This window comes from Neisseria sp. HMSC065C04 (assembly GCF_001815375.1).
Lineage (GTDB): Bacteria > Pseudomonadota > Gammaproteobacteria > Burkholderiales > Neisseriaceae > Neisseria > Neisseria flavescens_D.
This window is the reverse complement of sequence record NZ_KV820422.1, coordinates 7,879-19,739: the sequence shown is the minus strand read 5'-3', so window position 1 is coordinate 19,739 and position 11,861 is coordinate 7,879. Positions and strand designations below refer to the sequence as shown.

11 protein-coding genes are annotated in these 11,861 nt (G+C 53.8%); 5 read left to right on the top strand and 6 right to left on the bottom strand.

Annotated features, from left to right (window positions below; all coding sequences use genetic code 11):
• Positions 1–76: 76 nt before the first annotated feature.
• From HMPREF3022_RS09035 to HMPREF3022_RS09025, 3 genes are all read right to left on the bottom strand, one after another.
• Positions 77–544 carry a CinA family protein gene (locus HMPREF3022_RS09035; RefSeq protein WP_070765510.1) on the bottom strand — a complete coding sequence of 156 codons (468 nt, stop codon included), beginning with the start codon at positions 542–544 and terminating at the stop codon, positions 77–79.
• Positions 545–619: 75 nt separating this feature from the next.
• Positions 620–1,465, bottom strand: a complete 846-nt coding sequence (locus HMPREF3022_RS09030; RefSeq protein ID WP_049333135.1) for a mechanosensitive ion channel family protein — start codon at positions 1,463–1,465, stop codon at positions 620–622.
• A gap of 112 nt (positions 1,466–1,577) precedes the next feature.
• Positions 1,578–2,579, bottom strand: a complete 1,002-nt coding sequence (locus HMPREF3022_RS09025; protein WP_049333137.1) for a thiamine ABC transporter substrate-binding protein — start codon at positions 2,577–2,579, stop codon at positions 1,578–1,580.
• A 64-nt stretch (positions 2,580–2,643) separates the two neighbouring features.
• On the opposite strand from HMPREF3022_RS09025, the gene HMPREF3022_RS09020 reads away from it, so the two are divergent.
• From HMPREF3022_RS09020 to glmS, 4 genes are all read left to right on the top strand, one after another.
• The gene (locus tag HMPREF3022_RS09020) at positions 2,644–3,291 is read left to right on the top strand and encodes a pyrimidine 5'-nucleotidase (protein WP_049333140.1); all 648 of its coding nucleotides are present in this window, start codon (positions 2,644–2,646) and stop codon (positions 3,289–3,291) included.
• Positions 3,292–3,352: 61 nt separating this feature from the next.
• Entirely contained in the window at positions 3,353–3,637 is a 285-nt protein-coding gene (locus tag HMPREF3022_RS09015) for a membrane lipoprotein lipid attachment site-containing protein (RefSeq protein ID WP_070765679.1), read from the top strand.
• Between the two features lie 98 nt (positions 3,638–3,735).
• Positions 3,736–5,109 (top strand): bifunctional UDP-N-acetylglucosamine diphosphorylase/glucosamine-1-phosphate N-acetyltransferase GlmU, encoded by a 1,374-nt coding sequence (gene glmU, locus HMPREF3022_RS09010; protein WP_070765509.1) that lies wholly within the window; start codon positions 3,736–3,738, stop codon positions 5,107–5,109.
• A gap of 162 nt (positions 5,110–5,271) precedes the next feature.
• A complete protein-coding gene (glmS, locus tag HMPREF3022_RS09005; protein WP_049333144.1) occupies positions 5,272–7,110 on the top strand; it encodes a glutamine--fructose-6-phosphate transaminase (isomerizing) in 1,839 nt (612 codons plus the stop codon).
• 77 nt (positions 7,111–7,187) lie between these two features.
• Here the strand turns inward: glmS and HMPREF3022_RS09000 are convergent, their stop codons facing one another.
• The 3 genes from HMPREF3022_RS09000 to HMPREF3022_RS08990 form a co-directional block, all read right to left on the bottom strand.
• On the bottom strand, positions 7,188–7,592 hold the full coding sequence (locus HMPREF3022_RS09000; protein ID WP_049333146.1) for a DUF2628 domain-containing protein: 405 nt from the start codon (positions 7,590–7,592) through the stop codon (positions 7,188–7,190).
• A gap of 128 nt (positions 7,593–7,720) precedes the next feature.
• Complete coding sequence (locus HMPREF3022_RS08995; RefSeq protein ID WP_070765508.1) at positions 7,721–9,019, bottom strand: M16 family metallopeptidase; 1,299 nt, start codon at positions 9,017–9,019, stop codon at positions 7,721–7,723.
• A gap of 58 nt (positions 9,020–9,077) precedes the next feature.
• Complete coding sequence (locus HMPREF3022_RS08990; protein ID WP_049333151.1) at positions 9,078–10,427, bottom strand: M16 family metallopeptidase; 1,350 nt, start codon at positions 10,425–10,427, stop codon at positions 9,078–9,080.
• Positions 10,428–10,621: 194 nt separating this feature from the next.
• Here HMPREF3022_RS08990 and HMPREF3022_RS08985 point away from each other — a divergent pair, with 194 nt between their 5' ends.
• A complete protein-coding gene (locus HMPREF3022_RS08985; protein WP_036493913.1) occupies positions 10,622–11,800 on the top strand; it encodes a phosphoglycerate kinase in 1,179 nt (392 codons plus the stop codon).
• Positions 11,801–11,861 lie beyond the last annotated feature (61 nt).

The following is an 11,861-nucleotide window of genomic DNA, read 5'->3' as shown; positions in this document are numbered from 1 at the left end:
CCGCCGATGGTTTGAATAGATAAAAAGGCCGTCTGAAACCTGATTTCCAGATTTCAGACGGCCTGAGTTTTTTCTATCAAACCAAATGTTCCGCCAAGAAAGCCAATGCGTATTCGACGGCTTGCGCCCTTACTGCTTCGCGATCGCCTGTGAAAAGCGCGGTTTGCTCAAACGAGCCTTCGGGCGTGACCAGGCCGAACCAGACTGTGCCGACTGGTTTGGCCGCGCTGCCGCCGCCGGGGCCGGCGATGCCGGAAATACTCAAGGCGTAATCTGCCTGCGCGACGGCTTTTGCGCCGCGTGCCATTTCATAGACGGTCTCGCGGCTGACCGCGCCGTGTTTCAGCAAGGTGTCAGGCATGACGCCGAGGCGGTCTTGTTTGGCTTGGTTGCTGTATGTGACGAAGCTTTGGTGAAACCACTGCGAGCTGCCGGAGAGGGAGGTTAGCGCACCTGCAAGCAGACCACCGGTGCAGGACTCGGCGCAGGTAACGGTTTGACGGCAGCTGGTCAGGTGTTCGGCGATGGTTTGCAGATGGGACATGGCGGCTCCTTATGGAAATGGTGGAATGAGGCGGGCGTTTGACCCGCCGGGTTTCAGACGGCCTGAAAGTTGAAATCAGTCTTTCGGCTGGATGAGGTGGACATCGCGTTGCGGGAACGGGATGTTGATGTTGGCGGCACGCAGGTTTTCAACCACTTGCTCGTTCAGGGCGAATCGGAATGGGCCGAGATTTTCTTCTTGCGTCCACGCCCAAAGGGTAATTTCGATGGCGCTGTCGCCAAGGTTGGTAATGTATACGACGGCAGGTCGTTCTTCGGTTTGAACACACAATGGATGCTCGGTTGCCGCTCTCAATACGGCGGCTTTGGCGGCTTTCAAGTCGCAGGCGTAATCGACGCCGACAACGACTTGGGCGCGGCACAGGGGTAGGGAGGAACGGTTGGTGATGCTGTTGGTCATGACCACGCTGTTGGGTAGGACGACTTCTTCGTTGTCCGGCGTGCTTAAAGAGGTCTGCACCATTTTGATTTCGCGGACGATGCCTTCAAAACCGTTGACGCGGATAAAGTCGCCGACTTTAAACGGGCGGAACAGGATAATCAGCGCGCCGGCGGCGAAGTTAGACAGTTGGTCTTTCAAAGATAAAGCCACGGCCAAGCCTGCGCCACCGATCAAGGCGGTAACGGAAGTGGTCGGGATGCCGAGTTTGCCCAGTGCCGCGATGATGACGAGGATCAGCAGGCCGATGTTGGCGACGTTGCCGAGGAAGCTGACCAGCGTTTTATCGACTTTGGCGCGTGTCAGCGCGGCTTTCATCAGTGTCACCACGCGCGTGGCGACCCAGCGGCCGATAAAGAAGATGGCTAAGGCGGCCAGCAGGTTCGTGCTGAAAGACATGCCGGTTTGGGCGAGTTGTTCCCAGCCGGAGAACGAAGAGAGGACTTGAAGATCGAAATTCATAATTGTGTGTGCGTGTGAAGTTGTTTAAAAGGTTATTGTAAAACAAGGCCGTCTGAAAACCTAATGATTTGGTTTTTCAGACGGCCTTTAATCTTTCTTAATCTTTTTCAGCTTAACGTAAAACGGTTTTGCTCCAACGGCTCACCCATTGTTTTTGTTTGGTGTTGATGTCGGCGCGATTGGGGGAATCGCTGTGTTTCGGTGTTTGGGCAAACTCGAATACTTTGGGCAGCGGCGTGTTTTTGGCAGCCGGATAAACCCACATTTCGGCAGGAAGGGCTTGTTGCACTTCGCCGCTTTGCAGCCAGCTCACCAGTTTGGCCGCCAGCTCGGGTTGTTTTGCGCCTTTCAAAATGGCCGCGCCTTCAACTTGGCGGAATGTGCCGCCTTTGAGGAAGAGATTGCCGGTGGGCGGGGTGCTGTATTTGCCTTTGGAGTAGTGGACTTCGGCCGCCGGGCTGGTGGCATAGCTGACCACGAGGGGATAGGCGCCGCCGTTTTGGGTGAAGTCGGTGTAGTAGGCTTCGCTCCAGCCTTTGGCGACTTTCACGCCGTTTTGGCGCATTTGCGCCCACCATTTGAACGCGCCCTCTTCACCCATGCCGCCGATGTTGGCCAAGAGGAAGGAGAGGCCGGGCGAAGATGTGGCGGGAGACGGGGTCACCAGAAGGTTTTTATATTCCGGTTTGGTCAGGTCTTGCAGGGTTTGCGGCAGGGGCAGTTTTTTCTGTTCAAACCATTTTTTGTCGTAGTTGATGGCGACATAGGCGTAATCGACGGCCAGCGCATCGGGCAGGGAAGCGGTTACGGGCGCGGATTTGGGTTGGCTGGCGGCGAGGATGCCGGCGGCTTTGGCTTTGCCGATGTTGGCGTTGTCCAAACCGTAAACCGCATCGGCAATCGGGTTGGCTTTGCTCAAAATCAGCTTGTTGAGCATTTCGTTGCCGCTGCCTGCCTTGATGACGGACACTTTGGCATCGTTGGCTTTTTCAAATTGCACGATGACAGATTGGGGTAGGCTGAAGGATTTGTGCACGGCCAGACGCACTTCGGTTTGGGCGTACAGGTTTGCCGAAGCCAGCAACAGGGCGAGGGCGGACAATTTCAGTTTCATTCTCTTTCCTTTGTACGGGTAAAATACGAAATATCATAACAAAATCTGCATATCAAGGCACGATATGAATCATTCCCCCGTTTGGCTGTTTGACCTCGACAATACTTTGCACAATGCCGAAGCCGGCATTTTCTACATCATCAACCGCGCCATGACCGAATACATGGCAGGCCGTCTGAAACTTTCCGAAGAAGCCGCCTCCCACCTGCGCCAAGATTATTGGCACCGATACGGCGCGACGCTTGCCGGTTTGCAAATCCACCATCCCGAAGTCGATATCGATGAATTTTTGCGTGAAAGTCACCCGCTTAAGCAAATTTTGGCAAAGGTGGAGGGTATGGATGGAACTGATGACGTTTTAGGCCGTCTGAAAGGGCGAAAAGCCGTATTTTCCAACGGGCCTTCGTTTTATGTCCGCGCATTGGTTGAGGCGTTGGGCTTGGAAGCGCATTTTGACGGCTTGTTCGGCACGGACGACTTCGGCCTGCTCTACAAACCCAATCCGCAGGCCTATCTCAACGTCTGCCGCCTATTGGGCGTCAAACCCGAACAGTGCATTATGGTGGACGACAGCGCCGACAATCTGCACCAAGCCAAAGCCTTGGGCATGAAGACCGTTTGGTACGGCGAAAAAGCCCATCCGTTGCCATTTGCCGACGGCATAGCGAAAGATATGCAGGGTTTGCTTGAATTTTGCACAAAACTGCCGTGAAGTTTTGAAAAAACAAGTACAATACACGGTATTGCCGACATTTAAAAACAAGGACAACATCATGCGTAAATTCGCTTTAATTCTGACCGCCGCCGCCGTTTTGGCCGGTTGCTCTTGGGAAACCTACACCAACGAATCCGGCCGTACCGCCGTACGCCAAAAATATGCTACCGGCACGCCTATCGTTTATCAGGACGGTACTTATTCTAAAAACATGAATTACAACCAATTCCGCCCTGAGCGCCGCGCCGTCCAATCCAATCAAGCGGATCATGCTGAACACGGCGAACGCGGCCAGCACTGGCAAAAACCGCAATTTGCCAACCAACAGCCAGCAACCGAATAACAATATCCCCAAGGCCGTCTGAAACGGAGTGAAAAACAACCAACACTTGTTGCCACACTTTTCAGACGGCCTCAAACAACGACAACGGAAACCGTATCATGGCTCAGACAGCTTTAAATATCGTCATCCTTGCCGCCGGCAAAGGCACACGCATGTACTCCAAAATGCCCAAAGTGCTGCACCGCATCGGCGGCCTTCCCATGGTTGAGCGCGTTATCGACACCGCCGCCTCCCTGAATCCCCAAAACATCTGCGTCGTCATCGGCCACGGCAAAGAGCAAGTCTTGGACACCGTCAAACGCGATGTCGTTTGGGTTGAACAAACCGAACAGCTCGGTACCGGCCACGCCGTCAAAACCGCCCTGCCGCACCTGTCTGCCGAAGGCCGCACGCTGGTGTTGTACGGCGACGTCCCCCTGATTGACGCAGCCACCCTTGAAATCCTGCTCGAAGCCGCAGGCGACGAAGTCGGCCTGTTGACCGACGTGCCCAACGACCCGACAGGTTTGGGCCGCATCATCCGCGACAGCAACGGCAGCGTAACCGCCATTGTCGAAGAAAAAGATGCCGATGCCGCCCAAAAAGCCGTGAAAGAAATCAATACCGGCATTTTGGTTCTGCCCAACGCCAAACTCGAAGCTTGGTTGAACAGCCTTTCCAGCAACAATGCCCAAGGCGAATACTATCTGACCGACCTCATCGCCAAAGCCGTTGCCGACGGTATTAAAGTTCATCCCGTCCAAGTCCGCGCCTCCTATCTGGCCGCCGGCGTGAACAACAAACTCCAACTGGCCGAACTCGAGCGTATTTTCCAAACCGAGCAGGCGCAAGAATTACTCAAAGCAGGCGTAACCCTGCGCGATCCGGCGCGTTTTGATTTACGAGGCCGTCTGAAACACGGACAAGATGTCGTGATTGACGTCAACGTCGTGATCGAAGGAGAAGTCGAGCTCGGCGACAACGTCGAAATCGGTGCCAACTGCGTGATTAAAAACGCCAAAATCGGTGCCAACACCAAAATCGCCCCATTCTCCCATTTTGAAGGTTGCGAAGTCGGCGAAAACAACCAAATCGGCCCATACGCCCGCCTGCGTCCGCAAGCCAAACTGGCCGACGACGTACACATCGGCAACTTCGTCGAAGTTAAAAACGCCACCATCGGCAACGGCACCAAAGCCAACCACCTCACCTACATCGGTGATGCCGAAATCGGCAGCAAAACCAACTTCGGCGCCGGCACGATTATTGCCAACTACGACGGCGTGAACAAACACAAAACCGTCATCGGCGACGAAGTGCGCATCGGTTCAAACTGTGTACTGGTTGCTCCCGTTACCCTCGGCAACAAAGTGACGACAGGCGCGGGCAGCGCGATTACCCGTAACTGCGAAGACGGCAAACTCGTTCTTGCCCGTTCACGCCAAACCGTCATCGAAGGCTGGGTGCGTCCGGAAAAAGGCGATAAGAAGTAAGGTTGATCTTTATATTTGTTTTCAGACGGCCTTGAGAAACAACAGGCAGTCTGAAATCCAGATTTGCCGTTTTAATGAATATAAAACGGCGTTTTCCGACTGCCGCTTTCGGGAGCCGGAGCAGCAGTCATTTTCTCAAACTTTTGATACTAAGGAACTTATATGTGCGGTATCGTAGGTGCTATTCGCGCCAATCACAATGTAGTCGATTTTCTGACCGACGGTCTCAAACGCCTTGAATACCGAGGCTACGATTCGTCGGGTATCGCCGTCAACATGGACGGCAAAATCAAACGCGTCCGCCGTGTCGGCCGTGTGCAGCTGATGGAAGATGCAGCACGCGAAAAAGGCGTGTTCGGCCATATCGGCATCGGCCATACCCGTTGGGCAACCCACGGCGGTGTAACCGAGCCTAATGCCCATCCCCACATTTCCGGCGGCATGATTGCTGTCGTCCACAACGGCATCATCGAAAACTTCGAAGCCGAACGCGAACGCCTGCAAGCGTTGGGTTATACCTTCGAATCACAAACCGATACCGAAGTCATCGCCCACAGCGTCAACCACGAATACACACAAAACGGCGGCAAACTGTTTGAAGCCGTCCAAGCTGCGACTGCCCGTTTCCACGGTGCATACGCCATTGCCGTTATCGCACAAGACAACCCTGAAGAAATGGTTGTTGCGCGCATGGGCTGCCCGCTGTTGGTGGCCTTGGGCGAGCAAGAAACCTTTATCGCTTCCGACGTATCCGCCGTGATCGCCTTTACCCGCCGCATCGCTTACTTGGAAGACGGCGACATCGCCCTGCTGAACGCAAACGGCATCGAAAAATTGCTCGATAAAACCGGTGCGCAAACCGAGCGCGCGATTAAAGTGTCCGAATTGTCTTTGGCTTCTTTGGAGTTGGGCCCATACAGCCACTTCATGCAAAAAGAAATCCACGAACAGCCCCGCGCCATCGCCGATACTGCCGAAGTCTTCTTGGACGGCGGTTTCGAACCTGAAAACTTCGGTGCAAATGCACGCGAAGTGTTCGACGATATCCACAGCATCAAAATCCTTGCCTGCGGTACGTCCTACTATGCCGCGCTGACCGCCAAATACTGGCTCGAATCCATCGCCAAAGTGCCGACCGATGTCGAAATCGCCAGCGAATACCGCTACCGCGACGTGATTGCCGATCCGAAACAATTGGTCATCACCATTTCCCAATCCGGCGAAACTTTGGACACCATGGAAGCCCTGAAATACGCGCAATCCTTGGGACACAAACACAGCTTGTCTATTTGTAACGTGATGGAATCCGCCCTGCCGCGCGAAAGCGAATTGGTACTGTACACACGCGCCGGTGCAGAAATCGGCGTTGCCTCTACCAAAGCGTTCACGACCCAACTGGTTGTCCTGTTCGGCCTGGCCGTTACCCTGGGTAAACAGCGCGGTCTGGTTTCCGATGAGCAAGCAGCTGCATACGTTGAAGAATTGCGCCAACTGCCCGGCAGCATTCAGCACGTTCTCAATCTTGAACCGCAAATCGCCGCTTGGGCACAAAAATTTGCCAAGAAAACCAGCGCACTCTTCCTGGGTCGCGGCATCCACTTCCCAATCGCTCTTGAAGGCGCATTGAAGCTGAAAGAGATTACCTATATCCACGCCGAAGCTTATCCTGCGGGTGAGCTGAAACACGGCCCGTTGGCCTTGGTGGACGAGAACATGCCTGTTGTCGTAATTGCTCCGAACGACAGCCTGTTGGACAAAGTGAAAGCCAATATGCAGGAAGTCGGCGCACGCGGCGGCGAACTCTTTGTCTTCGCCGACCTTGACAGCAACTTCAACGCCACCGAAGGCGTGCACGTTATCCGCGCCCCACGCCACGTCGGCGTACTCTCGCCGATTGTGCACACCATCCCCGTGCAACTCCTGTCTTACCACGCCGCCCTCGCACGCGGTACAGACGTGGACAAACCGCGCAACTTGGCTAAATCGGTAACGGTTGAATAAGCAATTGACCGGTTCAAAAAGGCCGTCTGAAACCTTGAAACAGGTTTCAGACGGCCTTTATGTTTTAAGAATCCGATTTATTTTTCGTATTTTGAAATATACTGAATAATGGCCATTTGAGGATTCTGAGCAATAATAAATTCAGTATCTTTTTTTTGATACTGATAGCCTCGGCTTATCAAATTTTTTTCACGTAGCTCATTTCCATATGCTCCAAGAATAAATTTAATTATGAGAGATGCAAGCTTAATTATTATCAGAAAAATTGCGCTACCAGAAATTTCCATTTCTCCAGTATCAGTAACTGAAATTGGGATTGGAGCAAATGCAAATAGAGCTAAAATAATTAGCACAATACCTAATCCCCAAATTTTTTTTACACATGCCCAGATACCTTCAAAGAAAAATGCAGGCCAAGACCAGCCTTGTTTGACCGCTTCATATTGGCCTATTGAATCTTTAAATATCTTATATACTTTCATGAAAACCCCTTTTATGATTAATATTTAAAAAGTAAGAAATTGTATCATAGTGCATAACTAATCTGAATAATTGTCAAACAACAGGCCGTCTGAAAAATCTTTCAGACGGCCTGTTGTTTTAAAGCGTTTTATTCTGCACCGACAACGACGGTGTTAAGGTCTTTGAATTTGATGCGGCGTTGCCATGCGTCGCGGACTTGTTCGACGGTCAGGCTGTTAATGGCTTTGGGGTAGGCTTCCAAGTAGTCGTTGGGCAGGTCGTAGAGGCCGATCAGGCTCAGGTAGTTGAGCAGTTTGTCGTTGGAATCATAGCGCAGGGGGAAGCCGCCGACGATGTTGGCCTTGGCCTGTTTCAGCTCGGCTTCGGTCGGGCCTTCGGCGATAAACTGCTCGATGACGGCTTGGGTGTCGGCCAGTGAGGCTTTGGTGTTTTTCTTTTGGGTGGAGTAGGAAACGGCAAACGTGCCTTCTTCTGTCGCCGGGGCGAGGCTGCTGTATACGCCGTAGGTGTAGCCGTGTTGGTCGCGCAAAACTTTCATGAGGCGGCTGTCGAAGCCGCCGCCGCCGAGGATGTAGTTGCCGGCAACGAGGGCGTAATAGTCGGGGTCGTGGTGTTTGAAGAGTGAGGTGCCGAGCAGGACTTGTGCCTGTGTGCCGGCAAAGGGGATGTCGCGGCGTTGGGCGGTTTGTTTGGGAACGGGTGGAATGGCGTGGGTTGCGGTGGCTTTGGCCGGCAGATCTTTGAGGACGCGCTCGACCAGTTGCTCTGCCTGTTTGCGGTTGAGGTCGCCGACGATGGCGACGATGGCGTTGTCTTTGCCGTAGTGGGTGCGGTGGAAGGCGCGGATGTCGTCCAGACTAACGCGTTTGAGGCTGTCAACGGTTATGTTTGCGCCGCTGCCGTAGGGATGGTTCGGATAGATGAGTTTGGTCAGTTCGCGCGTGGCGGTGTAGTCGGGAGTGGTTTCTTGTTGTTGCAAGCCGGTGATGGATTGGGTTTGACGGCGGCGGAAAACGGCTTCGTCAAAGCGTGGACGGGTTAGCGAGTGGTTGAGCAAGTTGGCGGCTTTGTCGCGGATGTCGGCTTTGCTGAGGCTGCGGAAGCCTGCGGACGCGCTTTCGGCATTGCTGTCGCTGCTGATTTGTGCGCCGATGTTGTCGGCTTCGGCATTAAAGGCTTCTTCGTCCAGCTCTTGGGTGCCGTCGGTCAGAAGGGCGGCGGTAAATTCGGCAACTTGGCTTTTGCCGTCCGGATTGGCGACGCTGCCTGCGCCCTTGAAGCTGACTTCAAGGTCGATGATGGGGTTTTCGTGGCGTTCGACAAGGAGGATTTGGGTGCCGTCGCGGTTGCGCCAGCGTTGGATGTCGGTGGCGGCTTGGACGCTTAAGGGCAGGAGGAGGGCAAGGGCGAGCAGGGTGGGTTTCATGTTGTGGCTTTCTGTTAAGGCCGTCTGAAAGGGTATGGGCTTTCAGACGGCCTGATGTTTATCGGCGTTTGGCAGCTTTTTTGCTTGGCGCGGCGGCAGGTTTTTGCGGCTCGATGATGACGGTACTCATGCGCTCGTCGGTCAACATTCGGGCGGCGGCCTGTACTTCTTGCGCACTGACTGCCTGTAAGCGGCGGTGGATTTCTTGTTCGTCGGTATATTGGAAACCGCGCGCTTCGAGGCGGCCCATCATGGAGGCTTGGGAAGACATGGAGTCTTTGGCGTAGATTTCGTTGACTGCTGCCTGGGTTTTGACGCGCTGCAATTCTTCTTCGGAAACGCCGTGGTCGGCAATGTCTTTGATCTCTTGGCGCAGCTGGGCAATCAGAGTATCGGTTTTCACGCCTTCGGCAGGCATGGCCATTACGCTGAACAGCGGCATTTCACGGCTGATGATGTCGTAATGCGTTCCTGCGTTCAATGCGGTTTGCTTGCCGCGCACGAGGTTTTTATCAAAACGGCTGGATGCGTTGCCTGCCAAAATATCGGAGAGGATGTCGAGGGCGAAAGGCATCGTGTCATCGAGTTTTTGGAGTTTCGGCACACGGAAGTTGATGGCAATCAGCGGCTGGTGTGTAACCGGAGAAGTGGCTTTGACCGTAACAGGCTTGCGCAAATAGGGTTCGGTATGGAGTTTGTTGCGCGGCGGCTGGGCTTTGGCCGGAATATCGCCAAAGAGTTTGGCGGCCGTCTGAAGCGTTTGTTTGGCATCGACATCGCCGACAATGACCAATACGGCATTGTTGGGCGCGTAATATTGTTTGTACCACGCGCGCAAGTCGTCGGCTTTTAGGGTGTGCAAATCTTTCATGTAGCCGATGACGGAGGCGCGCATGGACGGTTGGGTAAAGGCGGCAAGATAGGCTTGCTCCCACATTTTGCCGTCGGCCGTGTCTTCCGTGCGTTGGCGGCGTTCTTCACGGATGACGTTCATCTCGTTGAGGAATTCTTTGTCACTGAAGTTGAGGTTGTGCATGCGGTCGGCTTCGAGCTTCAGAATCTCGGGCAGGTTGGCGGCGGCGACGTTTTCGTAATACACCGTTTCATTGCGGTTGGTATAGGCATTGTTTTGCCCACCCAGCTCGGACACGCGGCGATTGAACTCGCCGGAGGGAACGTCTTTCGTGCCTTTAAACATCATGTGTTCCAAAGCGTGGCTCAGGCCGCTTTTGCCCGGTTTCTCATCCACGCTGCCGATTTTGTACCAAATCTGCGAAATGGCCACAGGTGCGCGATGGTCTTCTTTGACGATGATTTTCAGACCGTTGGGCAGGGTTTCAGAAAGCGTCTGCGCCCATGAGGCGACAGGCAGCGCAAAGGCAAGCATTAAAGCAATTCGGCGTAACATGGTTTAATCCGTAAAATGAAAATCAATCGCCAAAGTATAGCGGAAAATCTACAAAGATTGGCCGAATGTTTCAGACGGCCCGGGCCTTATCTGCTGATTCACATCAAGCGCGGCCGTTGCCAATCTTTACCGTCGCGCCTCATTCGCGGATAATCCCAAACATTCCCGTTTCCAACCATCACAAAGGAATCATCATGGCATTTTTGAAACTGACCGAACAAAATGTTCAAGGCAAAACCGTTCTGATCCGCGCCGATATGAACGTACCGTTTAAAGACGGCAACATCAGCGACGACACCCGTATCCGCGCTTCGCTCGCATCCATCAAATACTGCTTGGACAACGGCGCGTCTGTGATCGTGATGACCCACCTCGGCCGTCCGACCGAAGGCGAATTCCATCCTGAAGACGATGTGGCGCCTGTTGCCGCGCATTTGGGCAAACTGTTGGGCAAAGACGTGAAAGTATTGAACGACTGGCGTGAAAACAAACCGACTTTGAACGCCGGTGATGTCGTGATGTTGCAAAACGTGCGCATCAACAAAGGCGAGAAGAAAAACGACTTGGAGCTGGGCAAAGCCTACGCTTCTTTGTGCGATGTGTTCGTCAATGACGCATTCGGTACCGCCCACCGCGCCCAAGCTTCGACTGAAGCCGTTGCCCAAGCCGCACCGGTTGCCTGCGCCGGCGTATTGATGGCGGGCGAACTCGACGCTTTGGGCAAAGCCCTGAAACAACCGGCTCATCCGATGGTTGCCATCGTTGCCGGCAGCAAAGTGTCCACCAAGCTGACCATCCTCGAATCTTTGGCCGACAAAGTCGACCAACTCATTGTCGGCGGCGGCATTGCCAACACATTCTTACTGGCAGAAGGCAAAGCCATCGGCAAATCTTTGGCCGAACACGATTTGGTGGAAGAATCCAAAAAAATCATGGCGAAAATGGCGGCCAAAGGCGGCTCTGTACCGCTGCCGACCGATGTGGTTGTCGCTAAAGCCTTTGCCGCCGATGCGGAAGCTGTGGTGAAAGACATTGCCGACGTTGCCGAAGACGACATGATTTTGGACATCGGCCCGAAATCCGCCGCTGCTTTGGCCGAGCTGCTCAAAGCCGCAGGCACTGTCGTATGGAACGGCCCGGTCGGCGTGTTTGAGTTTGACCAATTTGCCGGCGGTACCAAAGTATTGGCCGAAGCGATTGCCCAAAGCGATGCGTTCTCGATTGCAGGCGGCGGCGACACTCTGGCGGCGATTGCCAAATTCGGCGTAACCGACCAAATCAGCTACATTTCCACCGGCGGCGGCGCATTCCTCGAATTCTTGGAAGGCAAAGAGTTGCCTGCCGTAGCCGCTTTGGAAAAACGCGGCGCGTAATCGGTTTTAATATCGATGGCTGAATAAAGGCCGTCTGAAATCTGGAAATCAGGTTTCAGAC

Coding starts and splice junctions, on each gene's coding strand:
- HMPREF3022_RS09035 (WP_070765510.1), bottom strand. CDS start 544: ATGTCCCATCTGCAAACCATCGCCGAACACCTGACCAGCTGCCGTCAA.
- HMPREF3022_RS09030 (WP_049333135.1), bottom strand. CDS start 1,465: ATGAATTTCGATCTTCAAGTCCTCTCTTCGTTCTCCGGCTGGGAACAA.
- HMPREF3022_RS09025 (WP_049333137.1), bottom strand. CDS start 2,579: ATGAAACTGAAATTGTCCGCCCTCGCCCTGTTGCTGGCTTCGGCAAAC.
- HMPREF3022_RS09020 (WP_049333140.1), top strand. CDS start 2,644: ATGAATCATTCCCCCGTTTGGCTGTTTGACCTCGACAATACTTTGCAC.
- HMPREF3022_RS09015 (WP_070765679.1), top strand. CDS start 3,353: ATGCGTAAATTCGCTTTAATTCTGACCGCCGCCGCCGTTTTGGCCGGT.
- glmU (WP_070765509.1), top strand. CDS start 3,736: ATGGCTCAGACAGCTTTAAATATCGTCATCCTTGCCGCCGGCAAAGGC.
- glmS (WP_049333144.1), top strand. CDS start 5,272: ATGTGCGGTATCGTAGGTGCTATTCGCGCCAATCACAATGTAGTCGAT.
- HMPREF3022_RS09000 (WP_049333146.1), bottom strand. CDS start 7,592: ATGAAAGTATATAAGATATTTAAAGATTCAATAGGCCAATATGAAGCG.
- HMPREF3022_RS08995 (WP_070765508.1), bottom strand. CDS start 9,019: ATGAAACCCACCCTGCTCGCCCTTGCCCTCCTCCTGCCCTTAAGCGTC.
- HMPREF3022_RS08990 (WP_049333151.1), bottom strand. CDS start 10,427: ATGTTACGCCGAATTGCTTTAATGCTTGCCTTTGCGCTGCCTGTCGCC.
- HMPREF3022_RS08985 (WP_036493913.1), top strand. CDS start 10,622: ATGGCATTTTTGAAACTGACCGAACAAAATGTTCAAGGCAAAACCGTT.